Source organism: Rhizobium sp. CC-YZS058, from assembly GCF_034720595.1.
In the GTDB taxonomy this organism is placed as follows: domain Bacteria; phylum Pseudomonadota; class Alphaproteobacteria; order Rhizobiales; family Rhizobiaceae; genus Ferranicluibacter.
In genome coordinates this window covers 1,937,594-1,963,035 of sequence record NZ_JAYESJ010000001.1, presented here as the reverse complement: position 1 = coordinate 1,963,035, position 25,442 = coordinate 1,937,594, and the positions used below count along the sequence as shown (strand labels likewise).

Below are 25,442 nucleotides of genomic sequence, written 5' to 3'. Positions count from 1 at the left end.
CTTGTTGGCGGCGGATCGATAGTCCGCATCATGAGCCAGCATCACCCCGATCTCTCGCTGATCTTCCGTGCCTTGGCGGACCCGACACGCCGGTCGATCCTGACGCGGTTGATGCTGGGTCCGGCAAGCGTGAGCGATCTTGCCGGACCGACCGGGTTCAGCCTGCCCACGGTCATGCGTCACCTCGATGTGCTGGAGGAGGCGGGCCTGATCACCAGTGCAAAGGATGGGCGCATCCGCACATGTGCCGTCAGGCCGGAAGCGCTGACCCCGGTCCGCAGCTGGCTCGATGACCAGCGCGCTGTCTGGGATGCCAGGCTCGACAGGCTGGAAGCGACCGTAATGTCCATGATGAAGGATGAGGACGATGAGCGAGAGTGAGCGAGCATCACCGCGCGAGGCATGGGCGGTGGGAGAAGAGTCAGGGGGAAGCGGGTCGTTCCACACCTCCACCCTGCATGACGAGCGGCTGAGCAGTGCCTCGCTCGAAACGCTCTGGCAGGCCTGGACCGCACCGGCCGCCCGTCGCCTGTGGGCAGTATTGACGGGTGAGGCGACGGTCCTCGATGAGCGCGATGTCGGCGGACCGCGGAACGCCGTTCGCCAGCCGGAGGGAGAGGAAGAGCTGCGCTGCACGCACACTTGGCTCTCTCTACGGCCCGCGAGCTTCAGCGTCAGCGCGGCGACGGAAACCGTTGGCGGCCGCTTTCTCTCCGCCTCGCTGATCACCGCAACCTTCTCGTCCGACCAGACAACGAGCCGCGTGCGGCTCACCGTGCAGCGCTCGGCGGCATGCGGCGAGACGGATGAGGGTGCGGCATCGCGCCTTGCCGCCGGTCTCGATGCTCTGGTCGATGTGGCCGCACGCACCATGCTGATCGAGCGAGTGATTCCCGCCTCACGCGAGCGGGTATGGAGTGCCTGGATGAACGAGACAAGGCTGCCGACATGGTGGGGCCCGGACGGTTTCACCTGCCGCACGACGCGGATCGATCTGCGCCCCGGCGGCGAATGGGTGTTCGATATGATCGGGCCGGACGGTACGGTCTTTCCGAACCACCACCTGTATCACGAGATCATCCCCCACGAGCGCTTCGCCTACAGCCTTCTGTGGGGCGAGAACGGGCCAAAACATGCCGACGCCTGGGCCTCGTTCGAACCGACAGAGGGCGGAACGCTGGTGCGCCTCGGCATGGTGTTCAGTTCGGTCGCGGAGTTTCAGACGGCCGAGGGGTTCGGAGCGCCGGCGCTTGGGCATCAGACGTTGGGCAAGCTCGAGCGCGCGCTCTTGCAGCCCTGAGACCTGCGACCCGCCCTGTGCCGGCTGCAACCGGCGTGCATGCCGGTCGCTGCAGAAAACGGACCGTGCTTAGCTCGGGCGAACGAGGATGTGCTTCTTCTTGCCGAGCGAGAGTTTGATCACCTGATCGCTCGTCACCTCGCCACTGCCGATCAGGGCGCGCTCGTCGCCGATCGGTGTATCGTTGATGCGCACCGCGCCGCCCTGAACATGACGGCGGGCTTCCCCGTTCGAGGCGGCAAGGCCGGCGCGGACGATGAGGCTGAGAAGGCCGATGCCGGCCTCCAGCTCGGCGGCAGGAATGGCGATCGAGGGCAGGTCGGCGGCCAGCGCGCCTTCCTCGAAGGTCTTGCGCGCCGTCTCGGCAGCGGTTTCGGCTGCGGCCCGGCCATGCAGAACGGCAGTCACCTCGGTCGCCAGCGTCTTCTTCGCCTCGTTGATCTCCGCACCGCCAAGGGCCGCCAGCCGGGCGATCTCGTCCATGGGCATTAGCGTGAAGAGCTTGAGGAAGCGCTCGACATCGGCATCCTCGGTGTTTCGCCAGTACTGCCAGAAATCATAGACCGGCAGCAGCTCGGCATTCAGCCAGACGGCACCCGAGGCCGACTTGCCCATCTTCGCGCCCGAGGAGGTGGTGAGCAGCGGCGAGGTCAGCGCGTAGAGCTGCGGCGTGCCCATGCGGTGGCCGAGATCGATGCCGTTGATGATGTTGCCCCACTGGTCCGAGCCGCCCATCTGCAGGCGGCAGTCATGGCGCTTGGAGAGCTCCACGAAATCATAGGCCTGCAGGATCATGTAGTTGAATTCGAGGAAGGAGAGCGACTGTTCGCGATCGAGCCGCGTCTTGACGCTGTCGAAGGCCAGCATGCGGTTGACCGAGAAATGCCGGCCGACATCGCGCAGGAATTCGAGATAGTTGAGCGGGCGCAGCCAGTCGGCATTGTTGATCATCATCGCGCCGTTGCCGGGGCGGTCATAGTCGAGATAGTTCGCAAAGATGCGCTTGAGCGAGGCGATGTTCTCCTCGATCGTCTCGATCGTCATCAGCTTGCGCGCTTCCTCCTTGAAGGAGGGGTCGCCCACCATGCCGGTGCCGCCGCCCATCAGCGAGATCGGCCGGTGCCCGGTCTCCTGCAGCCAGCGCAGCATCATCACCTGGGTCAGGTGGCCGACATGCAGGCTCGAGGCGGTCGGATCATAGCCGATATAGGCCGTCACCATTTCCTTCTGGAACAGCTGGTCCAGTCCGGCCTCGTCGGAGACCTGGTGGATGAAGCCGCGCTCGTCGAGCGTGCGAAGGAAATCGGACTTGAACCTGGACATGGCCTCACTCTTTCTTCAACCCGTCTTTTGCCGGCGCCTGTAGCATTGTTTTTTGCGCTGTGCATCCGTCTCGGTCATCAATGGACGCGGGACGGCACAGATTCGAAGGAGGCGGGATGAGCAGGATACGCACGGCGATCGGCCTGATGAGCGGCACGAGCATGGACGGCATCGATCTCGCCATCCTGCGCAGCGACGGCGAGGACCAGGTGGCGCGCGGTGCGAGCCTGTCGATTCCCTATCCGGAGAGCTTCCGGGACCGCCTGAAGGCGGGGCTGGTGCAAGCGAAAGCGATGAGGCGCCGGGAGGACCGCCCTGGCCTGCTTCACCGGCTCGAACGCGACCTGACGCTGCTGCATGCGGTGGCGGTTCATGATCTTCTGGCGGAAGCAGGATTGTCACCGGCCGATATCGACGTGATCGGCTTCCATGGGCAGACGGTGCTGCACCGGCCCGAGACGGCGCTGACGGTGCAGCTGGGCGACGGGCCGCTGCTGGCGGCGGAAACCGGCATCGACGTCGTCTACGACATGCGCGCCGAGGATATGCGCCACGGCGGGCAGGGGGCGCCGCTCATTCCGGTCTATCACCGTGCCCTGGCCGCCGGGCTCGATCCGGCGCTTCCGCGGCCCGTCGTCTTCGTCAATATCGGCGGAATCTCGAACCTCACCTTCATCGCCGAGGACGGCACGTTGACGGCTTTCGATTCGGGGCCGGGAAACATGCTGATCGATCAGTGGGTGGAGGCACACGGGCAAGGCAGATTCGATGAGGGCGGGGCGATCGCCGCTTCCGGCTCGCTGGTGCCGTCGCTCGCCGAGCACTACCTCGGCGCTCCCTTCTTCAGCGCCAACACGCGCCGCTCCCTCGACCGCGGCGATTTCCTGCCGCCGCCAAAAGGCGCGGTGTCTCTGGATGACGGGGCGCGCACGCTCGCCTGGCTGACCGGCGCCGCCATCCTGCGTTCGGCCGAGCATCTGCCGGCGCGGCCAAAGACCTATCTCGTCTGCGGCGGCGGGCGGCTGAACCCGATCATCATGACCGAATTCGCGTCGCTCGCAGCAGTGCGGGACGGGGCTCGGGTCATCGCGGCGGAAGCTCAGGGTTTCGACGGCGGGGCCATGGAGGCCGAAGCCTGGGCCTACCTCGCCATCCGCGCCCTCGACGGAAAGCCGTTGACGTTTCCGGGGACGACGGGGGTTCAGGAGCCGGTGTCGGGCGGGGTGGTGGCGAGGGGAAGGTGAGCGCTTGGGTCCTGCCGGACGCCGAGCACGCGCAACACGAGGATCGAGGTTGGCAAGACCTCATAATAGATCACGTGTTGGCGGCAAAGCAGCCGGCGCGTACCGGCTCTTACGCTGGAACGGTCGGCACCGAGGTAGGGGTTGTCTTGCAGCGACCGGAACGCTGTCGTCAGCGCCGCACGATAACGGGACCAGACTGACGCACCGAAGCTTTCCCGCGTATAAAGCTGAACAGCAAGAAGGTCGGCTTCGGCATCGCGCGTGAAGCGGAGTTCAACCACGGCGCTTTGCGCGCTGCTCACCAAGCTGGAAGATCTGCTCCAGAGAACGATCGCTCACGCCGCTTCTGGCCGCAGCGTCGAGCATCTGACCCAGAGCCGCATCATCGGCCGGCTCGATGCGCTGGTCGCGGGCCACGAGATCGGCAAGATAAGCAGCAGGCGAGGCGTAGCCCTCTTCCGCCATGCGCTGGTTCATGACCCTGTCGAGCGACTCGGGCAGTTCGATCACATGCTGCGGCATTGGCTGTCCCTTCGCCTTGACGCTGATCCGCTCCTGATGATGCGCGTGCTCGCAGGAATTGGCAATGCGTCAAGCCCCCCACGAGCTCCGACGATGGATTGATCGTCCTCGATGCTTGGCCGATCAGGGCTGTCTCTTGAACACCGAACGCCCTGAGCCTTCCGGCACCAACAGTTGTCAAGCCGTCGATGACGACCCGCAACCCCTACCGAATCCGCTTGGCCGCGGGCTCAGGCACAAGGTCGCCGGCCAGGCGGCGGTCCAGATAGTCTTCGCATTCGGCCATCAGGGTCTCCGTCTGGCCGTTGAAGAAGTGGTTGGCGCCCGGCACGGTTCGGTGCGTGATCAGGATGCCCTTCTGCGTCTTCAGCTTCTCGACAAGGTTGTTGACGTCCTTTTCCGGCGCCACCTTGTCCATCTCGCCGTTGATGATCAGGCCCGAGGAGGGGCAGGGGGCGAGGAAGGAAAAATCATAGGTGTTCGGCTGCGGGGCGATCGAGATGAAGCCTTCGATCTCCGGCCGGCGCATCAGCAGCTGCATGCCGATCCAGGCTCCGAAGGAATAGCCGGCCACCCAGCAGCTTTTCGAATCTGGGTGCATGCTCTGCACCCAGTCGAGCGCCGAGGCGGCATCCGACAATTCACCGGCGCCATGATCGAATTCGCCCTGGCTGCGGCCGATGGAGCGGAAGTTGAAACGCAGCGTGGTGAAACCGCGCTTCTGAAACATATAGAACAGCTGGTAGACGATCTGATTGTTCATCGTGCCGCCGAATTGCGGATGCGGATGCAGCACGATGGCGATCGGGGCGTTCTTCTGCTTGGAGGGCTGATAGCGTCCTTCCAGACGGCCTGCGGGTCCGTTGAAAATGACTTCGGGCATGGATTCTCCGGCATGATGCGATGGTTTTGAAACCGGCAATTGGGGCCGAGCAGTCTTGACGAAAGCACTCAGCTTTTCTAGAACCAGTTTAGAACCATTCAAAACTTGGACACGATGAGCGTGCGGGTGTCGTCTCTTACGGCAAGCCACGCAAGACATTCAAGGAAAATGCGGCAGCAGCGTCCGGATTGACCGGCGGCCGACTGCCTTTTCGCTCGCAGCCCCTCCCGGGCACCAATGGCAGGACAGATGGCAGCTCCGCGCATCTATATGGACTGGAATGCGACCGCGCCGCTTCTTCCCGAGGCGCGCACGGCCATGCTGGAGATGCTCGACCGAACCGGCAACGCCTCGTCGGTCCATTTCGAAGGTCGCGCTCTGCGCGCCGCGATCGAGGCCGCGCGGCGCGATATTGCCGCCCTTTGCGGCGCCGCGCCCGGTGCGGTGATCCTGACCAGCGGGGCCACCGAGGCCGCCAATCTGGTCCTCACCCCGCAGTTTCGCATGGGGCGCACGCCGCTTCGCATCGGCCGGCTCTATGTTTCGGCCATCGAGCATCCCGCCGTGCGGGAAGGCGGCCGGTTTGTGCCGGAGAATGTCGTCAGCCTTCCGGTCGATGGCGATGGCGTGCTGGACTTGGCTGCACTCGACGCCGCGCTGTCGAGCCACGATCGCGCATCCGGCCTGCCCATGGTGGCGGTCATGCTGGCCAACAACGAGACCGGCGTTCTTCAGCCCATCGCGGCGATCGCGGCGCGTGTGAAGGCCGCTCATGGCCTGCTGGTGGTCGACGCGGTGCAGGCGGCCGGGCGCGTTCCGCTCGATCTGCCAAGCCTCGGCGCCGATTTCCTGATTCTCTCCTCCCACAAGATCGGCGGGCCGAAGGGCGCTGGCGCTCTTGTTGCGGCGGGCGAGGTCTTGATGCCGGCGCCGCTGATCCGCGGAGGCGGGCAGGAGCGGGGCCACCGTTCGGGCACGGAAAACCCGATGGCGATCGCCGGATTCGGCGCGGCGGCGCGCCATGCGGCAGGCGAAATCGACGGCCGGATGGCACGCGTCGCTGCGCTCCGCGCGACGCTCGAGACCGGCATGCGGACTTTGGCGCCGGATGTGGAGATCCATGCGGCGGGGGTTGCGCGTATTGCCAATACGAGCTTCTTCAGCCTGCCGGGCCTGAAGGCCGAAACCGGGCACATCGCCTTCGATCTCGAAGGCATCGCGCTTTCGGCGGGATCGGCCTGTGCCTCGGGCAAGGTCGGCAGGAGCCATGTCCTGTCGGCGATGGGGCGCGATGAAGGAGAGGGCGGGCTGCGGATCTCGATCGGCGAAACCACCAGCGCGGCGGAGATCGGGCGCGTGCTGGAGGTCTTCGGCAAGATCGCCGCGCGGCGACGGCCGGCAGGCGCTGCCGCTTGAGATTGATGGGCGAAAAGATGGGTTTTCGCCGGGCCTGTGGGGTGCAATTGCCCCAGGCTATTCTTAGATAAGGGGCACACCCACCTGTGCCGAACGAAATGGCCGGAGCCTTGACCTCCGGCGAGACGGGAGAATGCTATGGCTGCTGTGCAGGAAACGATCGATCAGGTCCGCCAGATCGATGTCGACCAGTACAAATACGGGTTCGAATCGTTGATCGACATGGACAAGGCCCCGAACGGCCTGTCCGAGGAAATCATCCGGCTGATCTCCGCCAAGAAGGACGAGCCCGACTGGATGCTCGAATGGCGTCTGGAGGCCTATCGCCGCTGGCTGACGCTCGAAGAGCCGAACTGGGCGCGCGTCGACTATCCGAAGATCGACTTCAACGCGATCTCCTACTACGCCGCACCGAAGAGCCAGAGTGGCCCGAAGTCGATCGACGAGGTCGATCCGGAGATCCTGAAAATCTACGAAAAGCTCGGCATTCCGCTGCGCGAGCAGGAGATCCTCGCCGGCGTCCAGACGTCGAAGATCGCCGTCGACGCCGTGTTCGATTCGGTCTCCGTGGTCACGACCTTCAAGGAGGAGCTGAAGAAGGCGGGCGTGATCTTCATGTCGATCTCCGAAGCCATTCGCGAGCATCCGGATCTGGTGCGCAAATATCTTGGCACCGTCGTGCCGACGACCGACAATTATTATGCGACGCTGAACTCGGCCGTCTTCACCGATGGCTCCTTCGTCTTCGTGCCGAAGGGTGTGCGTTGCCCGATGGAGCTCTCCACCTATTTCCGCATCAATGAGAAGGGCACCGGCCAGTTCGAGCGCACCCTGATCATCGCGGAAGAGGGCGCGTATGTCTCCTATCTGGAAGGCTGCACCGCGCCGCAGCGCGACGAGAACCAGCTGCATGCGGCGGTGGTCGAGCTCGTGGCGCTCGATGACGCCGAGATCAAATATTCGACCGTCCAGAACTGGTATCCGGGCGACAAGGACGGCAAGGGCGGCATCTACAACTTCGTCACCAAGCGCGGCGATTGCCGCGGTGCGCGTTCCAAGATCTCCTGGACGCAGGTGGAAACCGGTTCGGCGATCACCTGGAAGTACCCGTCCTGCATCCTGCGCGGCGACGAGTTGCGCGGCGAGTTCTATTCGATCGCGGTGTCGAACGGCCACCAGCAGATCGACAGCGGCACGAAGATGATCCATCTCGGCAAGAACACGTCGAGCCGGATCATCTCCAAGGGCATCGCCGCCGGCGTTTCGCAGAACACCTATCGCGGACAGGTCTCGGCGCACCGCAGGGCGACGAATGCGCGCAACTTCACTCAGTGCGACTCGCTGCTGATCGGCGACCGCTGCGGCGCCCATACGGTTCCTTATATCGAAGCGAAGAACTCGACTGCCCAGTTCGAGCACGAGGCGACCACGTCGAAGATCTCGGAAGACCAGCTGTTCTACTGCCTGCAGCGCGGCATTCCGGAAGAAGCGGCGATCGCGCTGATCGTCAACGGCTTCGTCAAGGAGGTCATCCAGGAGCTTCCGATGGAGTTTGCGGTCGAAGCGCAGAAGCTGATCGGGATTTCGCTCGAGGGAAGCGTCGGCTGATGCTCGTCTGGCGTCATCCTCGGGCTTGTCCTGAGGATCTGCTGAGCCAAGCGGAGAACTCGGCACTCGCGGGGGCGTGGTTCGATCCTCGGGTCAAGCCCGAGGATGACGAAGTGCCTCAGTATGACCGAAGGCCTAAGTACGACGGAGAAAGGTAGATGCCGTGGTGAACACGGCTCGTTCTCACTCGGAAAAGTCCATCGCCCCGGTGTCAGCATTGCAGAAGTCGATCGCGACGTCATGAAAGGTTCGGTGGCCGATCGACCCGCCCGGCGTCATCCTCGGGCTTGTCCCGAGGATCTGCTGAGCCAAGCGGAGAACTCGGCGCTCGTGGAGGCTTAGTTAGATCCTCGGGACAAGCCCGAGGATGACGAAGGACCCGAGGAAGACGGAAAAAAGGTTGATGCCGCGGTGGACAGGGCTTTCCGTCACTCGGAAAAGTCCATCGCTCCAGTGTCAGCATCGCAGAAGTCGATTGCGGCGTTGTGAAAGGTTCAGTGGCTGAGCTACCCGCCCGGCGTCATCCTCGGGCTCGTCCCGAGGATCTGCTGAGCCAAGCGGAGAACTCGGCGCCCGCGGAGTCGTGGTTAGATCCTCGGGACAGGCCCGAGGATGACGGAAAAGGATGAAGACTAAGGCTGACGGGCTTCGTTTACATGATGAGCGACAGGCCACGCGGCGTCATCTATACCGGCGTCACGTCCGATCTTGTTCAGCGCATTATCGAACACAAGACGCACGCCAGACCGGGTTTTACATCGAGGTATCACGTGAGGAACCTCGTCTGGTTCGAGCGTCACCCGAACATCGTGCTGGCGATCCGACGGGAGAAGTCGCTGAAGCGCTACCTTCGGGAGTGGAAGATGGAGTTGATCGAAGGGTTCAACCCGACGTGGAGCGACCTCTCAGAAGAGATTTATGACTTGGACAACCCGTTTCGTCCTCCGCCTGGGTCTCCAAAATGGGACGACTATGAGTGAGAGACGACTTGTTGATCGTACCGGTCTTCGTTCGGCGGGGAGCGATGCGGGAACAAACTTTGAATAGCGGCCATGGCGCGAATGCGCATCGTCGCCTAAGGACATAGGAGCGATCCGGCCCGGCCGGTGACGCATTGAACAGGAAAACCACCATGCTTGAAATCAGAAACCTTCATGCCCGGATCGCCGAAGACGGGACCGAGATCATTCGCGGCCTGAACCTGACGGTGAAGGCGGGGGAAGTCGCGGCGATCATGGGGCCGAACGGGTCGGGCAAGTCGACGCTGTCCTATATCCTCTCGGGCCGCGAGGACTACGAGGTTACCGAAGGCGATATCCTCTACAACGGCGAAAGCATTCTCGAGCTGGACGCAGCCGAGCGGGCGGCCAAGGGCATTTTCCTCGCCTTCCAATATCCGGTCGAAATTCCGGGCGTGGCCACCATGCAGTTCCTGAAGGTGGCGATGAACGAGCAGCGCAAGTATCGCGGCGAGGAGGAGTTGAAGACGCCGGACTTCATGCGTCGCGTCAAGGAGGCCGCCGCCGAGCTCAAGATCAACCCGGACATGCTGAAGCGTCCGCTCAATGTCGGTTTCTCCGGCGGCGAGAAGAAGCGGGCCGAAATCCTGCAGATGGCGCTGCTCGAGCCGAAGCTCTGCGTGCTCGACGAGACCGATTCCGGCCTCGATATCGACGCGCTCAAGATCGTCGCCGACGGTGTCAACGCGCTGCGGTCGCCCGATCGCGCCGTGATCGTCATCACCCACTACCAGCGCCTGCTCGATTACATCGTGCCGGACACCGTGCATGTCCTCTACAAGGGTCAGGTCATCAAGACCGGCGACAAGTCGCTGGCGTTGGACCTCGAGGCCAATGGCTATGCCGACATCATCGGCACGGCGGCCTGAGCGGAGCATCTCATGACCATTCAGAACCCCATCACCATGACGGCGGCCGAAACGGCGCTGGTCGAGGCCTATGGCGCGATGATCGGCGATCTGCCGGGCGATGGCGCCGTGCTTTCGGCGCGCGATCGGCTGCTGTCCGATCTGCGCCAGGCCGGTCTGCCGACGCGGCGGCTCGAAAGCTGGCATTATACGGACCTGCGCGCCCTGCTGCGAAACGTCCCGCCGGTGGAGCTCGAGCGCCATGGAGAGCCGGTGGCGCCGCTCGTGGTCGGCGCGGCGGTGCTCACCGTCATCAACGGCCAGGCGGATGCCGCCGGCGCGCCCGAGGGCGTGCGCGTCAAGCGCTATGCGGAGAGCCTCGTTGAAGGCGACGCGGCGGGCGACCTCGCCGAACTCGGCCCCGAGGATGCGATCGGCCGCATCAACGGCACCTTCGTGCGCGACGGGTTGGAGATCGAAATCGCCGCTGAGACCGCGCTTGCCCAGCCGCTCGAACTGCAGATCCTGCAGAGCGGAGGCCAGAGCCACAGCCGCTTTCCCGTCACCTTCGGACCGCGGTCCAAGGCGGTGGTGATCGAGCGGCACCTGTCGACCGGCGAGGCGCAAAGCTTCGTGTCGAGCGTGACCGATCTGATCGTCGAGGACGGGGCCGATGTTACCTGGATCCTGCTGCAGGAACAGGGCGCCGCCGATACGCATCTCGGCCAGATCCAGTTCGAGCTCGGCGCCGAGGCGCAGCTGCGCATCTTCGTCATCAATGCCGGCGGCAAGCTGGTGCGCCAGGAAATCCACGGCGTCGTGACCGGCGAAGGCTCGGACTTCAAGCTGCGCGGCATCAATCTGATGGGCGGCGAAACCCATACGGACATGACCTTCACGCTCGGCCACGACGTGCCGAACACCACGTCCACGGAGATCATCCGCAACGTGCTGTTCGACCGGGCGCGCGGCGTCTTCCAGGGGCAGATCCGCGTGGCGCAGGATGCGCAGAAGACCGACGCGAAAATGGCCTGCAACACGCTGCTGCTCTCCGATGACGCGGATTTTGCCGCCAAGCCGGAGCTGGAAATCTTCGCCGACGACGTGCAGTGCGGCCATGGGGCAACGGTTATCGACCTTAACCCGACGCATCTCTACTACCTCAACGCCCGCGGCATTCCCGAAAGCCGTGCCCGCGCCATGCTCGTCAACGCGTTTGTCGACGAGATCGTCGAGGAGCTGGAAGACGAGGCGCTGATCGAGCCGCTGGAACTCATCATCGAGGCCTGGCTGGCGCGCCACGCCTGAAGCTTGGCCTCTGAAGCTTGGCCCCTTAAGCTTGAAATGGCATGAGACCCTGAAAAGGGAAAGGACAGGTCATGGACCAGACGGTTTCTTCGCCGGCTTATGATGTCGAACGCATTCGGCGGGATTTCCCGATCCTGTCGAAGACCGTATACGGCAAGCCGCTCGTCTATCTCGACAACGGCGCCTCGGCGCAGAAACCGCAGGCGGTGATCGACGCTGTCTCGAAGGCCTATGCCAACGACTATGCCAATGTGCATCGCGGCCTGCACTTCCTGTCCAATGCCGCCACAGACGCGTTCGAGGCGGCACGCGAAACGGTGCGTCGGTTTCTCAATGCAGGCTCGGTGGACGAGATCGTCTTCACCAAATCCTCGACCGAAGCGATCAACACGGTCGCCTATGGTTACGGCATGCCGGAACTCGAAGCCGATGACGAGATCGTCCTGTCGATCATGGAGCACCACTCCAACATCGTGCCCTGGCACTTCATCCGCGAGCGGCAGGGGGCCAAGCTTGTCTGGGCGCCGGTCGACGATGAGGGCGTCTTCCATATCGACGATTTCGTGAAATGCCTGACGCCGAAGACCAAGCTCGTGGCGATCACCCATATGTCGAACGCGCTCGGCACGGTGGTGGACGTCAAGGAGATCTGCCGGATCGCGCATGAGCGCGGCATTCCGGTTCTGGTCGATGGCAGCCAGGGTGCCGTCCACATGCCGGTGGACGTGCAGGATATCGACTGCGACTGGTATGTCATGACCGGCCACAAGCTTTATGGCCCGTCGGGCATCGGCGTGCTCTACGGCAAGAAGGAGCGGCTTGCCGCGATGCGCCCCTTCATGGGCGGCGGCGAAATGATCGTCGAGGTGACCGAGGACCTGGTGACCTATAACGAGCCGCCGCACCGCTTCGAAGCCGGCACGCCGCCGATCGTTCAGGCGATCGGGCTTGGCGCGGCGCTCGACTACATGGACGGCATCGGCCGCGCCCGCATCGCCGCGCATGAAGCGGATCTGGCAGCCTATGCCGCGGAGCGGCTGTCGGGCGTCAATTCGCTGCGGATCATCGGCAATGCGCCGGGCAAGGGCGGCATCTTCTCCTTTGAACTTCAGGGCATTCATGCCCATGATGTCTCGACGGTGATCGACCGCGCGGGCGTGGCGGTTCGGGCCGGAACGCATTGCGCGATGCCGCTCTTGAAACGGTTCGGCGTGACCTCCACCTGCCGGGCATCGTTCGGGCTCTACAACACGCGTGCGGAAGTGGATGTTCTGGTCGATGCGCTGGAACAGGCGCGCAAATTCTTTGCTTGAAGGAGTGCCAGGATGACGGCGCACACGACGACGACCACCGAGACCGCGGCCCCCGCAGCAAGCGGCGATGCGCGCGAAGGGCTCGTCCATTCGGCCATTCCGGCAGACGAACTGGCCCGGCTCTCCGACGATATCATTGCCGCGCTGAAGACGGTCTATGACCCGGAAATCCCGGCCGATATCTTCGAACTCGGGCTGATCTACAAGATCGACATCGAAGACGACCGGATGGTGAAGATCGCCATGACGCTCACGGCGCCCGGTTGCCCGGTGGCAGGCGAAATGCCGGGCTGGGTGGAGAACGCCGTCGGCGCGGTGGAAGGCGTCTCTGGCGTCGAGGTGAGCATGACTTTCGATCCGCCATGGACGCCGGACCGCATGTCGGAAGAGGCGCAGGTGGCGATCGGCTGGTATTGATCGCGCAAGGTTGCGCGCTTACATCAATCATGGAACGGCGGGATCTTGACCCCCGCGCGGGACAGGGAGACGAGCCGATGGGCTTTGCAGTCATGAGCCTCACCGAGGCAGCCGCAGACCGGGTGAAGGCGATCGTGGACAATGCCGGCGGCGACGCCAAGGGCATTCGCCTGTCGATCAAGAAGGGCGGCTGCGCCGGCATGGAATATGCCATCGACATGGTGACCGAGCCGAACGCCAAGGACGACCTGATCGAGCTCGGCGGTGCCCGCGTCTGGGTCGCGCCGGAGGCGGTGCTCTATCTGCTCGGCACGCGGATGGATTATGAAGTCACGACGCTGCGCGCCGGTTTCACCTTTACCAATCCGAACCAGACCTCGGCCTGCGGCTGCGGCGAGTCGGTGGAACTGAAGCCCGCGGATCTCGCGGCGCTGGCCGCCCGTGGCGATGCGGTTGTGAGAACAGCCGGGTGAGCTTTTCGGCACTCGCGTCCGTTTCTGACGTACGCAATCGCGAAGCTCCGAGTTCCCTTTTGTCGGTACTGCGTTAAATTAGAAGCCCTGCCCAACGCTTCATCAGGCGCTTTTCATGCCGACAGCCGACAAGCATGTTCTCCTGGCGATCTATGACAGCCTGCCCGATCCGGTGATCATCCTGGACGAGGCAGACAGCATCCTCTCCGTCAACAGCGCCGCCGTCTCGGCCTTCGGCTATGCGCGGGAGGAGATGATCGGCCGAAGCCGCGAGATCCTGCTGGCGACGGCCGCGATCGAAGCGGAGGACGGGATCACCCTGTTCCGCCGCAAGAACGACAGCCTCTTCCCCGGCCGTACGGCGAGCCGTGTGGTCGAAGCGCATGATGCGACGCCGCTCCGGCGGATCGACTTCATCCATGATATCAGCGATGTCGCCAACCTGCAGGCCGCGCAGCGCGAGGCCGGGCGAATTTTCGCGACCGCGCTCGACGCCATCCACGAAGGCATCGCAATTTTCGACGCCAAGGAGCGGCTGATCCTCTTCAACAAGACCTATCGGACGCTTTACGGCAGCAATGCCCAGCGTCTTTCGCTGGGCATGAGCATGGATGAGGTCGCCGAACTGGCGATCGGCGCGGTCGATTCCGCCCCGAGCGCCGTCGGCTCGAAGGACACGCGCGATTGGGTCGAGCGCCTGACGACGATGATCCGCGAGGCGAGCGGCGAGACCTCGATCATTCGCTATGGCCGCGGCCGCTGGATGCGGGTGCAGAACAGCCGCGCCAGCGATGGAAACATCGTTGCGCTGCGTGTCGATGTCACCGATCTGCAGGAAACGCAGCTGGCGCTGGAACGCCAGCGGCTGGACTATGCGGCGCTTGTCGAAAACATGCCGGATTTCATTACCCGTGCCTCGCCCGACCTCACCTTCACCTTCGTCAATCGCAGCTATGCCGCCTTCGTCGGACTGCCTCCGGAGGCGCTGATCGGCCAGCCGATGCTCGACTTCGTGCCGAAGGCCGATCGCGAAATCGTCGAGGAGACGCTGCGTTCGCTGACGGCCGACCATCCCGTGACGCCGCGCGAGCAGCGCCGGACCTTGAGCGACGGCACACATCGCTGGATCCTGTGGTCCAACATTGCCGTCTTTGAAAAGAACCGGCTGGTGGAATATGTCACGGTCGGCCGGGATATCACGGAGATCAAGGCGCAGCAGGCGCGCATTGCCGACCAGAGCGCCGAGCTCGAGCGCAAGAATGCCGCGCTCAGCCAGTTCACCGCCACCGTCTCGCACGACCTGAAGGCGCCGATCCGCCACATGTCGATGTTCGCCCAGATGATGGCGGAGGATGTGGCCAGCAAGGATTATTCCGAAATCGGCCTCTATGCCGAACATCTGCGTGAAAGCGCCCGGCGCATGGAGCAACTGATCAACAGCCTTCTCGATTACGCGCAGATCGCCGACCGGATCGTCACCTGGCACCGCGTCTCCGCGCGCAAGGTGGTGGACGATGTGCTCTACGATCTGGAGAGCCTGGTGGAGGAAACCGCAGCGCGCATTACCATCGGTCCACTTCCCGACGTGCGGGGCGATCCCGAACTGCTCAAGCGCCTCGTGCAGAACCTGATCGGCAATGCCATCAAATATCGCCGCAAGGACGAGGCGCCGGTCATCCGCATCTTCGGGGAAGAGCGGGACGGGAGAGTGGTTCTGACCTTCGAGGACAACGGCATCGGCGTCGATCCGCGTCATGCGGAAAAGATCTTCGACGTCTTCCAGCGCCTGCACCGCGACGAGGCCGTCTATCCTGGCACCGGCATCGGCCTTGCACTGGCGCGGCGCATCGCCACCAGCCATGAAGGCACGATTGCCCTCGACAAGACCTACGAAAACGGCGCCCGCTTCCTCGTCACCCTGCCGCCGGCGCTGTAGCGTCTCGCAGCGGTTCCCGCACTGCCCCACGCTGAGCGGGAGCACCCCGGCGCGCGAGGCGCCGGGGTCTCGGTCCGGGCCTACTCCGCCGCCTCCGCATACTCCTCAAGCGGCGGGCAGGTGCAGATGAGGTTGCGGTCGCCGTAGACATTGTCGACGCGGTTGACCGGGGACCAGTATTTGTCGACGCGGAAGGCGCCGGGGGGGAAGCAGGCCTGTTCGCGCGAATAGGGGCGGTCCCATTCGCCGACAAGATCCTCCACCGTATGCGGCGCGTTCTTGAGCGGGTTGTTGGTCCGGTCGAGACGGCCTTCCTCGATGGCGCGGGCCTCCTCGCGGATCGCCAGCATCGCATCGCAGAAGCGGTCGATCTCCGCCTTGGTCTCCGATTCCGTCGGCTCGACCATCAGCGTGCCGGCCACCGGCCAGCTCATGGTCGGCGCATGGAAGCCGCAATCGATCAGGCGCTTGGCGACGTCGTCGACGCTGACCCCGGCGCTCTCCATCAGCGGGCGCGTGTCGATGATGCATTCATGCGCCACGCGGCCGGTCTTGGAGGTGTAGAGCACGTCATAGGCGCCCTTCAGACGGGCGGCGATGTAGTTGGCGTTGAGGATCGCCACCTTGGTCGCCTGCGTCAGCCCTTCCCCGCCCATCATCAGGCAGTAGCTCCAGGAGATCGGCAGGATGGAGGCCGAGCCGAAGGGGGCGGCCGAGACCGCGCCCGTGCCTTCGCTCATCTCGTCGGCCGGGTTGCGCGGCAGATAGGGGGCGAGATGCGCCTTGACGCCGATCGGCCCCATGCCCGGCCCGCCGCCGCCATGCGGAATGCAGAAGGTCTTGTGCAGGTTGAGGTGGCTGACGTCCGAGCCGATATCGCCCGGACGCGAGAGGCCGACCATGGCGTTCATGTTGGCGCCGTCGAGATAGACCTGGCCCCCGTGCCGGTGGGTGATCTCGCAGATCTCCCGTACCGTTTCCTCGAATACGCCGTGGGTCGAGGGATAGGTGATCATGCAGCAGGAAAGATTATCGGCATGTGCTTCCGCCTTGGCGCGGAAATCGTCCATGTCGATATCGCCGTTGGGGCTGACCTTGACGACCACCACCTTCATGCCGGCCATCTGCGCGGAAGCCGGGTTCGTCCCATGGGCCGAGGTCGGAATCAGGCAGATGTCGCGATGTGCGTCGCCGTTCGCGAGGTGATAGGCGCGGATCGTCAAGAGTCCGGCATATTCCCCTTGCGCGCCGGAGTTCGGCTGCATGGAGATCGCGTCATAGCCGGTGACCGCGCAGAGCTTGTCGGAGAGATCGTCGATCATCCGCTTGTAGCCGCGCGCCTGGTCGGCCGGCACGAAGGGATGAATCTCGGCGAATTCCGGCCAGGTGATCGGCAGCATCTCGGCGGTGGCGTTCAGCTTCATCGTGCAGGAGCCGAGCGGGATCATCGCCCGGTCGAGCGCGAGGTCGCGATCCGACAGCCGGCGGATATAGCGGGTCATCTCGCTTTCCGCCCGGTTCATGTGGAAGATCGGATGGGTCAGGAAGGCCGAGCGGCGGAGCAGCGGCTTCGGCAGGCGATAGGCCGGCTCGAAATCCGCGACCTTGAAATCGCCGCCGAAGGCACGCCACACGGCTTCCAGCGTCACCGGGCGCGAGCGCTCGTCGAGGCTGATGCCGATACGGTCGGACCCGATCTTGCGCAGGTTGACGCCTTCGGCGACGGCCGCCTTCAAAATGACGGCCTGCAGGCGGCCGACATTGACAGTGATCGTGTCGAAGAACACCTCTGGCTCGACGGTATAGCCGAGCTTTTCGAGACCCATGGCAAGCCGCACGGTCTTCTGGTGAATGTTCTGCGCGATTGCCTTGATGCCTTCCGGCCCGTGGAAGACCGCATACATGGAGGCCATGACCGCCAGGAGAACCTGGGCGGTGCAGATGTTCGAGGTCGCCTTTTCACGGCGAATATGCTGCTCGCGCGTCTGCAGCGACAGGCGATAGGCGCGGTTTCCGCGGCTGTCGACCGAGACGCCGACCAGGCGGCCAGGCATGGAGCGCTTGTGGGCGTCCTTGACGGCCATATAGGCCGCATGCGGACCGCCATAGCCGACCGGCACGCCGAAGCGCTGGGTGTTGCCGATGGCGATATCGGCGCCCATTTCGCCCGGTGCCTTCAAGAGCGCCAGCGCCATCGGGTCGGCCGCCACGACGGCAATGGCGCCCGCGGCGTGGAGCGCCGAGATTGCGGCGGTCAGGTCGCGCACATGGCCATAGGTGCCGGGATACTGGAAGATCGCGCCGAAGACATTGGAAGCCTCAAGCGCGCTCTCCGGATCGCCGATGACGATCTCCCAGCCGAGCGGCTCGGCGCGGGTCTTGAGCAGCGCAATGACCTGCGGATGGCAATTCTCGTCGACGAAGAAGGCCTTCGCCTTGGACTTCGAGACGCGCTCGGCCATGGCCATGGCCTCGGCCGCCGCCGTGGCTTCGTCAAGAAGCGAGGCATTGGCGACGTCGAGGCCGGTCAGGTCGCAGACCATGGTCTGGTAGTTGAGCAGCGCTTCGAGGCGGCCTTGGCTGATCTCCGGCTGGTAGGGCGTATAGGCCGTGTACCAGGCCGGGTTTTCCAAGATGTTGCGCTGGACGACCGGCGGCGTGATCGTGCCGTAATAGCCCTGGCCGATCAGCGAGACGAGCGCCGTGTTCATGTTGGCCGTCTCGCGCAGCGTGTCGAGCGCCTCGCGCTCGGTCATCGGCGCGCCCCAGGCAAGCGGGGTCTGCTGGCGGATGGACGGCGGAACGGTGTCGTCGATCAGCGCATCGAGGCTGTCCGCCCCGATCACCTTCAGCATCGCCTCCATTTCGGACGGCGAAGGGCCGATATGGCGGCGGTTGGCGAAGTCGTAGGGCTGGTAGTCGGTAAAGGTGAAATCGGCGTCGGTCATTACGCGATCAGCTCCTTATAGGCATCCTCGTCGAGCAGGGCATTGGCGGCAGAGGGGTCGGAGAGCTTCAGCTTGAAGAACCAGCCATTGCCCTGCGGGTCGCTGTTGACGAGCGCCGGATCGGCGACGATCGCCTCGTTGACCGCGACGATCTCGCCATCGAGAGGCGTGTAGACATCGGAGGCAGCCTTGACGGATTCGACGGTTGCCGCCGTGGCGCCCTTGGTCAGCGCCGTGCCTGCATCCGGCAGTTCGACGAAGACGAGATCGCCGAGCTGGTCGGCGGCATGGCGGGTAATGCCCACGGTTGCAACGTCGCCTTCGATCTGCAGCCACTCATGTTCGTCGGTGAATTTCAGCATGGTCGTTCCTCTCGGGGATTGTGATGTGTGGGATCCGGCGCCGTCGTTTAGCGCTTGTAGGTGGGGGAGATGAAGGGCAGGGCCGCAACGGTGACCGGCAGATATTTGCCGCGCACTTCCGCGAAAAGAAGCGTGCCGGGCGCCGCGTGCTCGGTCGCCACATAGCCCATGGCGACGGGACCTTCGACGCTGGGGCCGAAGCTGCCCGAGGTGACTTCGCCAACCGGCGTGCCGCCTTGCGCATCCGCAAAGAGCGCGGCATGGGCGCGGACGGGCGCCTTGCCGTCCGGCTTCAGGCCGACGCGACGGCGGCTGGCGCCCGCCTCGAACTGGCGCAGGATGACGGCGCTGCCAGGGAAGCCGCCGACCCGCGCGCCGCCGCTGCGGCGCACCTTCTGCATCGCCCATTCGAGCGCCGCTTCGACAGGGGTGGTTTCGACATCCAGATCATTGCCGTAGAGGCAGAGGCCGGCTTCGAGCCGGAGCGAATCGCGCGCGCCGAGGCCGATCGGCAGGACATCGGGATGGTCGAGCAGGCGACGGGCGACATCGGCGGCGCGGTCGGCGGGGATGGAGATCTCGAAGCCGTCCTCGCCGCTATAGCCGGAGCGGGAGATGATGCAGGGCACGTCGTGGATCTCGGCCTCCACCACATCCATGAATCGCATCGAGGCGACATCCGCCCAGAGTTCGGCGAGCACACCCTCGGCGCGCGGCCCCTGGAGCGCCAGCAGCGCCCGATCCTCCAGCCGATCGATCTCGCACAGCGAACCGAGATGGGAGGAGAGATGGGCGAAATCCTCGTCCTTGCGCGAGGCATTGACGACGATGAAGAAGCGATCGCCGAGCCTTGCGATCATCAGATCGTCGAGCACGCCGCCCTCGTCATTGGTAAAGACCGCATAGCGCTGGCGACCATCGGCCAGGCCCAGCACATCGACCGGAACAAGCGTTTCCAGCGCGAGTGCCGCATCCTCGATCCGGCCGGTCTTCGCCTTCAGCGAGATCTGGCCCATATGCGAGACATCGAAGAGACCGGCAGCCGCGCGGGTGTGGAGATGCTCCTTCATCACGCCTGCGGCATACTGCACCGGCATGTCATAGCCGGCGAAGGGCACCATGCGTGCGCCGCGCTCCAGATGAAGGTCGTGAAGCGGCGTGCGCTTCAGGGAAGTCTGTTGATCCACGTCCGGTCTCCAGGTTGGCGCACAAGCGCCGGCTCAGAACGGCGGACGCAGTGCGACCGCCTTATGTGAGCCCCCTCTGTTCCTGTGCCTGAGATTGTTATCCCTTCGGCGAGCGGAATGCTTCTCTCCAGAGTCCTGCCGGCATCCTGCTGGTCCTTTGGCCTGAGAGTTTCCGGGGCGGTTGCTCCTTCGGCACCGGCGCGACGGCCGGATTCTCCCAACAAGATCGGGCTCAGATAAGAAGGATAGGGCGGGCTTGGCAAGGAGAAAATGTCGCGCCGGGAAAGATTTCCGTCGCTTGTCGCATCCTGCCGCTCCACCCTCGGACGTGCGACCTTTGCCAGGCGCCGCTAATCGGCTAGGGAGGTCGTCAGAGCAGGGCTGATGCGACAGCCCTGACGAGGAGAGGACGATGGCAAGACCAAATTTCGCGACGGCGGGCCTGCTGGCGCTGCTCGTTTCACTCGCAGCACCGGCTTTGGCGGCGGATGGGGGACGCGTGGCGAACGGCGCGATCACGCTGACCGACGCGACCCTCAAGGCCATGGTGCCGGGTGCCAAGGTGGGCGGCGGCGCAATCACGATCGCCAACAAGGGCAGCGAACCCGACCGGCTCCTCTCCGTTTCGAGCCCCGCCGCCGGCATGGTGGAGCTGCATGAGATGACGATGGAGGGGGAGGTGATGCGCATGCGCCGGATCGAAGGCGGCATCGCGATTCCCCCCGGCGGCAGCGTGACCCTGAATGGCGCGCAGCACCTGATGTTCATGAAGGTCGCGAAGCCGTTCGAAACCGGCGAGCGCGTGCCCGTGACGCTGACCTTCGAAAAGGCCGGTCCGATCGAGACGATGTTCACCGTCGGCAGCGCCTCCGGCCGGTAGGGCGCCTCTACAGCCGCTTCTAGCGGGCCATGGCGGCTGCCCGCGGCGCCTGCCGCGCGTCCTGCCCGTCTCGCAGCTCGGCACGCAGACGGGGCAGGGCGGCGGGATAGGCCTCGGCGACATAGGCGACGAGCTTCTCCCGCATCTCGCAGCGCAGGTCGAAGGCGCGGCCGGCATTCGACGCCGAACAGAGAACCCGGATCTCGACCGTCTCGGGCTTGAGATCCGTCACGGCGACATTGATCACCTGGCCATCCCAGAGCGGCGAGGCGCGGGCGATCTCTTCGGCCTTGGCGCGGATCCGGTCCACCGGCACGCTGTAATCGAGATAGATCATGACCGTGCCGATGAGCGATGCCGTTTCGCGCGTCCAGTTCTGGAACGGCGTTTCGATGAAATAGGAGAGCGGCAGGACCATGCGCCGCCAGTCCCACAGCTTGACCACGACATAGGTGGCGGTGATCTCTTCCACATTGCCCCACTCGCCTTCCACCAGCAGCGCATCGTCGAGCCGGATCGGCTGGGTGATGGCGAGCTGGATGCCGGCGACGAGGTTCTTGAGGATCGGCTGAAGGGCGAGACCGAGGACGATGCCCGCGACGCCGGCGGAGGCGAGCAGGCTGACGCCATATTGCTGCACGGCCGGAAAGGTCATCAGGCAGGCGGAGGCGGCGAGGAGGATGATCAGGAGACCGGCGATGCGCTCCATGATCCGCGACTGCGTGACATGCTTGCGCGCCAAAAGGTTGTCTTCCGCATCCAGCTTGAAGCGACGCAGATAGACCGTCATCCAGATATGGAGCGTCGTCTTGGCGATCCAGGCCGTGACGAGGATGAAGGCGATCAGCAGCACATGGCGGATCAGCTCCGCCTGGTCGCCGGTCAAGGGCGCGATTGTGGCACCGAAGGAGAGGGCGAGGCAAAGGATGAGCAGCCGCAGCGGGCGGCGCGAGCGCGCCACCAGCGAACGCCAGAAAAGATCCCGCTCCGCGACGATCCGCGTCGCCGCCGTGAAGACAAGGCGATGCAGGCCGAGGCCGATCAGGAACAGCATCGTCAGGATGATCAGGCTCGCCGCCCAATCCGGTAACCAGCGCAAGGCGCCGTCGATCGTCATCGCCAATTCGCTCATGCGAAAAGGGTAGAGTGCGCTGCAGCATTGGGAAGGGCCGCTCGGCGTTTTTCCGACTACGCGCCGGGCAGGTCTCCCCAGGCGGAATCCCAGCGGAGCCCTTCCGAAAGCTCGACGAAGATCGGCGCGGTCGCGCGCGCATGGGTCCGGGCCAAGGTGAAGGCGGCGTCGGGCTCCATCTCTTCGCCGGGAAAGATCACGTCATCGCCGGGCGCCTCTGCGGCGGTGCGAACATAGCCGCGGATCTGATCGCCGGAATGGTAGAGCCGGACGATGATATCGCCGGGGCGGGTACTGCTGGGGGTGAAACGGACGAAGGGTGGCATAAAACGGTCTCCAGGTTCGCCGGCAAAACTGGCTTGGGCGAGGAGGGTTCCGACCGGCGGCCCCGATCATGGCAATGGGCGCACGCTTAGCGAAAGATTAACCCTGTAGCGCGAAGGCTGGGGCGGGGCGTCCGTGCGTGCGACGACTCCTCGCCATTGGACACAACTTCGTCGCGATCCCACTGCATGGAGGCCGCATGCCATCTTCGCTTTCCCCAGCCTCCCGCCCCGGCCGCGGGATCCGCGCCATGGTCTCGCGCCTCTCCGCCGTTCTCCTTGTCGGCGCAGCCTTGAGCGCCTGCACGACGCTGGACGACCTTGCCGATGCACCGCCGACGCTCACCAACAAGATGGTGGCGCAGATGCGCGCCAAGGGCATGAAGCCGGAAAGCCCAGTGCTCGTGCGCATCTTCAAACAGGAGAGCGAGCTGGAAATCTGGAAGGTCGACCGCGGCGGCAGCTATGCGCTGCTGAAAACCTATCCGATCTGCCGCTGGTCCGGCCAGCTCGGCCCGAAGCGCAAGAGCGGCGACCGGCACGCGCCCGAAGGCTTCTACCAGGTAGGCAAGGGCGCGCTGAACCCGAAATCGCAATATTACGTCTCGTTCAATCTCGGCTATCCGAACCGGTTGGAGCGCGCGCTCGGCTATACCGGCGAAGCGCTGATGGTGCATGGCGCCTGCTCCTCCTCCGGCTGCTACGCGATGACCGACCAGGGCATCGGCGAGATCTACGCGATCGTCGCCAAGGCGCTCGAAAGCGGCCAGCCGAGCTTCCAGGTCCAGGCCTACCCCTTCCGCATGACGGCGGCGAACATGGCGGCCCATCGGGGCGAGGAGGACATGGGTTTCTGGACCGATCTGAAGACCGGCTACGATGCTTTCCAGATGACGAAGCGCGAGCCGAAGGTCTCCGCCTGCGGCGGCCGCTATGTCTTCAACCGCGATTTCGGCGGCGCCGAGCCTGCTGATCCGCTGGCTGCCTGCCCGCCCTCGACCAGCACGCTGGACGGCGCACTGACGGCGAAGCTCGAAGCCGAACAGGCCAAGACCGCAGCCCTTTCGAGCGGCGAGATCACCGGCAGCCTGCCGACCACGAGTGCGGCCAGCGCCTATCTCGACGGCGGCATGCATCCAAGCTTCCGCGCGCTCCTGCGCCAGAAGGGGCCGCAGAAACTCGCCGCCAGCATTTCCGGCACCAAATATCCGATCAGCCGTCCGGAAGCGGCGCTTGCCGATCCCTTCGCCGGCCAGTGACGGCGCTCAGGCGGGGCGGGCGAAGAACCGCTCGGTCTTGCGAACGATGTCCGGGATCTCCCGAAAGGGCGGGCAGGGCACGAAGCCTGCCGCCTCATAGAGCCGGATCGCGCCCTCCATATAGACCGTGGTCTGCACCAGCACCGTCGGCCGCGCGGTCGCGGCCGCGAAGTCGACCACGGCCCGAATCAGCGCCGTGCCGACCCCGAGGCCGCGGGCTGACGGATCGACATAGAAGGAATGCAGCTCCATCCGCGTCTCATCGAAAGGCGTGATGCCGAGGCAGCCGATCGGGCGGTCGTTTTGCCGAGCGAGGATCAACTGCGTGTCGGGCGCTCCGAACTTGCGCGCGAGGCTTTCCGCGGTGTCTCCATGGAAGAGCGAGATGACCGTATCGGGCGAGAGACCGACCGCGGCACCTTGGGCGGCATCCCACGCGGCGAAGGCGGAGAGGAGGGTTTCGGCGGCGGCGAAATCGGCGGGGGTGGTGGCGGGGCTAAGCTTAAAGGCAGGCATCGGCGCATCCTGTAGCGGGAGCGCGCGACATAGCATGGGGACAAGTGTGGCTCCAACCGTATCACTGTGGCAGCTGCGAAGTGCTAACGCACGTCGCAGCTGCGAATTTCTACGGCAAACTATTGGACAATCGATGCTGTCAACTTCTCAATCACATTCTCGGACTGAGCCTAGATTGCGGGACGGGGCTTGGGTTCGTCTAGGTCCGGCGATGCAGGGAGACCCAGTTCTACCCTCGCGGTCGCGAATTGCATGTCCAGCAATTTGAGGAGGCGCTCCCCCAAGGCCCTTGTGTCGCGATCGGCTTCAGACCATCGGTAGAGCGTTCGGTTTCTGAGCGAGAGGACTGCAAAGTCATCCGGTCTGATGTCAACCGGGTAACGGGCAGCGACGGTACTCAGCATAGCTCGCACCAGTCGGCCGTCGAGCGGGTGTTTAGTGTTCCAGAGATGAACCGCAGTTCGGCGACCGTCAATCTCGATCATGAAATCTGGCTTGAACTCTACCTTGTAAAACCCGCCAGGGCTGAGGAAGGTAATGGGCGCATTCTGCTCGAATGTACCGCGGTACTCGTCTTTCCAGGCGAAAAACTGCTGAAGAGCTTGTGCTGCAGAATTTCGTTCTGGCAAACGCTTGATGCTAAGCGTCGATTCTAGAGCCTCTTCCCTGGACATTCCATCGAACGAGACTTGTCGGACTCGATGTCGCAGGCTTCTATGAAAATCATATCCTCCGGAGCTGGGACCGCAGCGTTCCCTAACGCTGCTTCGCTGAGGGCGAGGGTTGGCGTTTATGATCTTCAGAAACGCCGAGAAACCAAACTTGGGAACAGACATACCAGGACCTTCTAATGATGAAGCGGAAGCTGCCGACCTTGCGTAGAAAACTGGCAGAGAGATAAGTCGATGCCGCAATTCCACATTTGGAGGCTGTGAGGAGGGGACGCCAATGATGGCGCCCCCCCATTCACTTGCGACGGCTTGGCTGGCCCTTGGTGTCCCCATAGCCGGACTTCGGAACTCGCTCGACGGTTGTCGAAGCAGGGCGGCGAGTTGCTTCCTTTACGGTAATGAACTGACCCGATTTTGAGTCACGTCCGACATCGAATGTTTTCCTATCACCCATTTTGCATACCCTTTCGGCATGTATAATGACTGGTCACCTCGACACCGAATTCCGAATCCTCCATAGTGCCTTTGCAAAGTGGCAGAGGATTTCGGTCCGC

The 25,442-nt window shown here is 64.1% G+C and carries 24 protein-coding genes and 2 riboswitches; of the genes, 14 read left to right on the top strand and 10 right to left on the bottom strand.

What is annotated here, in order from left to right; genetic code table 11:
* Positions 1-30 precede the first annotated feature (30 nt).
* Entirely contained in the window at positions 31-381 is a 351-nt protein-coding gene (locus U8330_RS09330) for a metalloregulator ArsR/SmtB family transcription factor (RefSeq protein WP_323104955.1), read from the top strand.
* Positions 368-1,300 (top strand): SRPBCC domain-containing protein, encoded by a 933-nt coding sequence (locus U8330_RS09325; RefSeq protein WP_323104953.1) that lies wholly within the window; start codon positions 368-370, stop codon positions 1,298-1,300. Before U8330_RS09330 ends, U8330_RS09325 begins: the two co-directional genes overlap by 14 nt.
* Before the next feature lie 69 nt (positions 1,301-1,369).
* On the opposite strand, the gene tyrS is transcribed toward U8330_RS09325, so the two are convergent.
* Positions 1,370-2,623 carry a tyrosine--tRNA ligase gene (tyrS, locus tag U8330_RS09320; protein ID WP_323104951.1) on the bottom strand — a complete coding sequence of 418 codons (1,254 nt, stop codon included), beginning with the start codon at positions 2,621-2,623 and terminating at the stop codon, positions 1,370-1,372.
* A gap of 116 nt (positions 2,624-2,739) precedes the next feature.
* Between tyrS and U8330_RS09315 the strand changes: the two genes are divergently transcribed.
* On the top strand, positions 2,740-3,867 hold the full coding sequence (locus U8330_RS09315) for an anhydro-N-acetylmuramic acid kinase (RefSeq protein ID WP_323104950.1): 1,128 nt from the start codon (positions 2,740-2,742) through the stop codon (positions 3,865-3,867).
* On the opposite strand, the gene U8330_RS09310 is transcribed toward U8330_RS09315, so the two are convergent.
* From U8330_RS09310 to U8330_RS09300, 3 genes are all read right to left on the bottom strand, one after another.
* Complete coding sequence (locus tag U8330_RS09310; protein WP_323107240.1) at positions 3,825-4,169, bottom strand: type II toxin-antitoxin system RelE/ParE family toxin; 345 nt, start codon at positions 4,167-4,169, stop codon at positions 3,825-3,827. The two genes, U8330_RS09315 and U8330_RS09310, sit on opposite strands and share 43 nt — an antisense overlap.
* Positions 4,141-4,389 (bottom strand): transcriptional regulator, encoded by a 249-nt coding sequence (locus tag U8330_RS09305; RefSeq protein ID WP_323104948.1) that lies wholly within the window; start codon positions 4,387-4,389, stop codon positions 4,141-4,143. Before U8330_RS09305 ends, U8330_RS09310 begins: the two co-directional genes overlap by 29 nt.
* A 205-nt stretch (positions 4,390-4,594) precedes the next feature.
* Positions 4,595-5,272, bottom strand: coding sequence for an alpha/beta hydrolase (locus U8330_RS09300; RefSeq protein ID WP_323104946.1), 678 nt, complete (start codon positions 5,270-5,272; stop codon positions 4,595-4,597).
* 249 nt (positions 5,273-5,521) lie between these two features.
* On the opposite strand from U8330_RS09300, the gene U8330_RS09295 reads away from it, so the two are divergent.
* The 9 genes from U8330_RS09295 to U8330_RS09255 all read left to right on the top strand — a co-directional run bounded on the left by U8330_RS09295 (position 5,522) and on the right by U8330_RS09255 (position 15,610).
* Positions 5,522-6,688, top strand: coding sequence for a cysteine desulfurase family protein (locus U8330_RS09295; RefSeq protein ID WP_323104944.1), 1,167 nt, complete (start codon positions 5,522-5,524; stop codon positions 6,686-6,688).
* A gap of 138 nt (positions 6,689-6,826) precedes the next feature.
* Entirely contained in the window at positions 6,827-8,296 is a 1,470-nt protein-coding gene (gene sufB, locus U8330_RS09290) for a Fe-S cluster assembly protein SufB (protein ID WP_323104943.1), read from the top strand.
* A 656-nt stretch (positions 8,297-8,952) separates the two neighbouring features.
* On the top strand, positions 8,953-9,276 hold the full coding sequence (locus U8330_RS09285; protein WP_323104942.1) for a GIY-YIG nuclease family protein: 324 nt from the start codon (positions 8,953-8,955) through the stop codon (positions 9,274-9,276).
* 152 nt (positions 9,277-9,428) lie between these two features.
* Complete coding sequence (sufC, locus tag U8330_RS09280; protein ID WP_323104940.1) at positions 9,429-10,184, top strand: Fe-S cluster assembly ATPase SufC; 756 nt, start codon at positions 9,429-9,431, stop codon at positions 10,182-10,184.
* Between the two features lie 12 nt (positions 10,185-10,196).
* Positions 10,197-11,471, top strand: coding sequence for a Fe-S cluster assembly protein SufD (gene sufD / locus U8330_RS09275; protein WP_323104939.1), 1,275 nt, complete (start codon positions 10,197-10,199; stop codon positions 11,469-11,471).
* A gap of 71 nt (positions 11,472-11,542) precedes the next feature.
* Positions 11,543-12,784, top strand: coding sequence for a cysteine desulfurase (locus tag U8330_RS09270; RefSeq protein WP_323104938.1), 1,242 nt, complete (start codon positions 11,543-11,545; stop codon positions 12,782-12,784).
* A 12-nt stretch (positions 12,785-12,796) separates the two neighbouring features.
* The gene (locus U8330_RS09265) at positions 12,797-13,201 is read left to right on the top strand and encodes an SUF system Fe-S cluster assembly protein (protein ID WP_323104937.1); all 405 of its coding nucleotides are present in this window, start codon (positions 12,797-12,799) and stop codon (positions 13,199-13,201) included.
* 77 nt (positions 13,202-13,278) lie between these two features.
* Positions 13,279-13,674, top strand: a complete 396-nt coding sequence (sufA, locus tag U8330_RS09260; protein ID WP_323104936.1) for a Fe-S cluster assembly scaffold SufA — start codon at positions 13,279-13,281, stop codon at positions 13,672-13,674.
* Between the two features lie 115 nt (positions 13,675-13,789).
* Positions 13,790-15,610: a PAS domain S-box protein gene (locus tag U8330_RS09255; protein ID WP_323104934.1), complete on the top strand. Its 1,821-nt coding sequence runs from the start codon at positions 13,790-13,792 to the stop codon at positions 15,608-15,610.
* Between the two features lie 80 nt (positions 15,611-15,690).
* Here U8330_RS09255 and gcvP read toward each other — a convergent pair whose 3' ends face one another.
* The 3 genes from gcvP to gcvT are packed head-to-tail and all read right to left on the bottom strand — an operon-like array spanning position 15,691 to position 20,107.
* A complete protein-coding gene (gene gcvP / locus U8330_RS09250; RefSeq protein WP_323104933.1) occupies positions 15,691-18,558 on the bottom strand; it encodes an aminomethyl-transferring glycine dehydrogenase in 2,868 nt (955 codons plus the stop codon).
* The gene (gene gcvH, locus U8330_RS09245; RefSeq protein ID WP_323104931.1) at positions 18,558-18,920 is read right to left on the bottom strand and encodes a glycine cleavage system protein GcvH; all 363 of its coding nucleotides are present in this window, start codon (positions 18,918-18,920) and stop codon (positions 18,558-18,560) included. The genes gcvP and gcvH overlap by 1 nt, the downstream gene beginning before the upstream one ends.
* A gap of 47 nt (positions 18,921-18,967) precedes the next feature.
* On the bottom strand, positions 18,968-20,107 hold the full coding sequence (gene gcvT, locus U8330_RS09240; RefSeq protein WP_323104930.1) for a glycine cleavage system aminomethyltransferase GcvT: 1,140 nt from the start codon (positions 20,105-20,107) through the stop codon (positions 18,968-18,970).
* A gap of 66 nt (positions 20,108-20,173) precedes the next feature.
* A riboswitch (glycine riboswitch) is annotated at positions 20,174-20,248 on the bottom strand.
* A 3-nt stretch (positions 20,249-20,251) separates the two neighbouring features.
* Positions 20,252-20,337: riboswitch (glycine riboswitch) on the bottom strand.
* Positions 20,338-20,519: 182 nt separating this feature from the next.
* Between gcvT and U8330_RS09235 the strand changes: the two genes are divergently transcribed.
* Positions 20,520-20,987: a copper chaperone PCu(A)C gene (locus U8330_RS09235; RefSeq protein WP_416236836.1), complete on the top strand. Its 468-nt coding sequence runs from the start codon at positions 20,520-20,522 to the stop codon at positions 20,985-20,987.
* Between the two features lie 19 nt (positions 20,988-21,006).
* Here the strand turns inward: U8330_RS09235 and U8330_RS09230 are convergent, their stop codons facing one another.
* Positions 21,007-22,104, bottom strand: coding sequence for a mechanosensitive ion channel family protein (locus U8330_RS09230; RefSeq protein WP_323104929.1), 1,098 nt, complete (start codon positions 22,102-22,104; stop codon positions 21,007-21,009).
* Positions 22,105-22,175: 71 nt separating this feature from the next.
* Positions 22,176-22,445: a hypothetical protein gene (locus U8330_RS09225; protein WP_323104927.1), complete on the bottom strand. Its 270-nt coding sequence runs from the start codon at positions 22,443-22,445 to the stop codon at positions 22,176-22,178.
* Positions 22,446-22,642: 197 nt separating this feature from the next.
* Here U8330_RS09225 and U8330_RS09220 point away from each other — a divergent pair, with 197 nt between their 5' ends.
* On the top strand, positions 22,643-23,701 hold the full coding sequence (locus U8330_RS09220; RefSeq protein WP_323104926.1) for a murein L,D-transpeptidase family protein: 1,059 nt from the start codon (positions 22,643-22,645) through the stop codon (positions 23,699-23,701).
* A 6-nt stretch (positions 23,702-23,707) separates the two neighbouring features.
* Here U8330_RS09220 and U8330_RS09215 read toward each other — a convergent pair whose 3' ends face one another.
* Complete coding sequence (locus U8330_RS09215) at positions 23,708-24,217, bottom strand: GNAT family N-acetyltransferase (RefSeq protein WP_323104925.1); 510 nt, start codon at positions 24,215-24,217, stop codon at positions 23,708-23,710.
* Positions 24,218-25,442 lie beyond the last annotated feature (1,225 nt).

Bases quoted from the DNA above. Each gene is read 5' to 3' on its own strand.
- U8330_RS09230 (WP_323104929.1), bottom strand. From the start codon at position 22,104: ATGACGATCGACGGCGCCTTGCGCTGGTTACCGGATTGGGCGGCGAGC.
- U8330_RS09305 (WP_323104948.1), bottom strand. From the start codon at position 4,389: ATGCCGCAGCATGTGATCGAACTGCCCGAGTCGCTCGACAGGGTCATG.
- U8330_RS09315 (WP_323104950.1), top strand. From the start codon at position 2,740: ATGAGCAGGATACGCACGGCGATCGGCCTGATGAGCGGCACGAGCATG.
- U8330_RS09225 (WP_323104927.1), bottom strand. From the start codon at position 22,445: ATGCCACCCTTCGTCCGTTTCACCCCCAGCAGTACCCGCCCCGGCGAT.
- U8330_RS09255 (WP_323104934.1), top strand. From the start codon at position 13,790: ATGCCGACAGCCGACAAGCATGTTCTCCTGGCGATCTATGACAGCCTG.
- U8330_RS09235 (WP_416236836.1), top strand. From the start codon at position 20,520: ATGGCAAGACCAAATTTCGCGACGGCGGGCCTGCTGGCGCTGCTCGTT.
- U8330_RS09220 (WP_323104926.1), top strand. From the start codon at position 22,643: ATGCCATCTTCGCTTTCCCCAGCCTCCCGCCCCGGCCGCGGGATCCGC.
- sufC (WP_323104940.1), top strand. From the start codon at position 9,429: ATGCTTGAAATCAGAAACCTTCATGCCCGGATCGCCGAAGACGGGACC.
- U8330_RS09330 (WP_323104955.1), top strand. From the start codon at position 31: ATGAGCCAGCATCACCCCGATCTCTCGCTGATCTTCCGTGCCTTGGCG.
- U8330_RS09265 (WP_323104937.1), top strand. From the start codon at position 12,797: ATGACGGCGCACACGACGACGACCACCGAGACCGCGGCCCCCGCAGCA.
- U8330_RS09285 (WP_323104942.1), top strand. From the start codon at position 8,953: ATGATGAGCGACAGGCCACGCGGCGTCATCTATACCGGCGTCACGTCC.
- gcvP (WP_323104933.1), bottom strand. From the start codon at position 18,558: ATGACCGACGCCGATTTCACCTTTACCGACTACCAGCCCTACGACTTC.
- gcvH (WP_323104931.1), bottom strand. From the start codon at position 18,920: ATGCTGAAATTCACCGACGAACATGAGTGGCTGCAGATCGAAGGCGAC.
- U8330_RS09325 (WP_323104953.1), top strand. From the start codon at position 368: ATGAGCGAGAGTGAGCGAGCATCACCGCGCGAGGCATGGGCGGTGGGA.
- tyrS (WP_323104951.1), bottom strand. From the start codon at position 2,623: ATGTCCAGGTTCAAGTCCGATTTCCTTCGCACGCTCGACGAGCGCGGC.
- sufD (WP_323104939.1), top strand. From the start codon at position 10,197: ATGACCATTCAGAACCCCATCACCATGACGGCGGCCGAAACGGCGCTG.
- sufB (WP_323104943.1), top strand. From the start codon at position 6,827: ATGGCTGCTGTGCAGGAAACGATCGATCAGGTCCGCCAGATCGATGTC.
- U8330_RS09270 (WP_323104938.1), top strand. From the start codon at position 11,543: ATGGACCAGACGGTTTCTTCGCCGGCTTATGATGTCGAACGCATTCGG.
- sufA (WP_323104936.1), top strand. From the start codon at position 13,279: ATGGGCTTTGCAGTCATGAGCCTCACCGAGGCAGCCGCAGACCGGGTG.
- U8330_RS09300 (WP_323104946.1), bottom strand. From the start codon at position 5,272: ATGCCCGAAGTCATTTTCAACGGACCCGCAGGCCGTCTGGAAGGACGC.
- U8330_RS09295 (WP_323104944.1), top strand. From the start codon at position 5,522: ATGGCAGCTCCGCGCATCTATATGGACTGGAATGCGACCGCGCCGCTT.
- U8330_RS09215 (WP_323104925.1), bottom strand. From the start codon at position 24,217: ATGCCTGCCTTTAAGCTTAGCCCCGCCACCACCCCCGCCGATTTCGCC.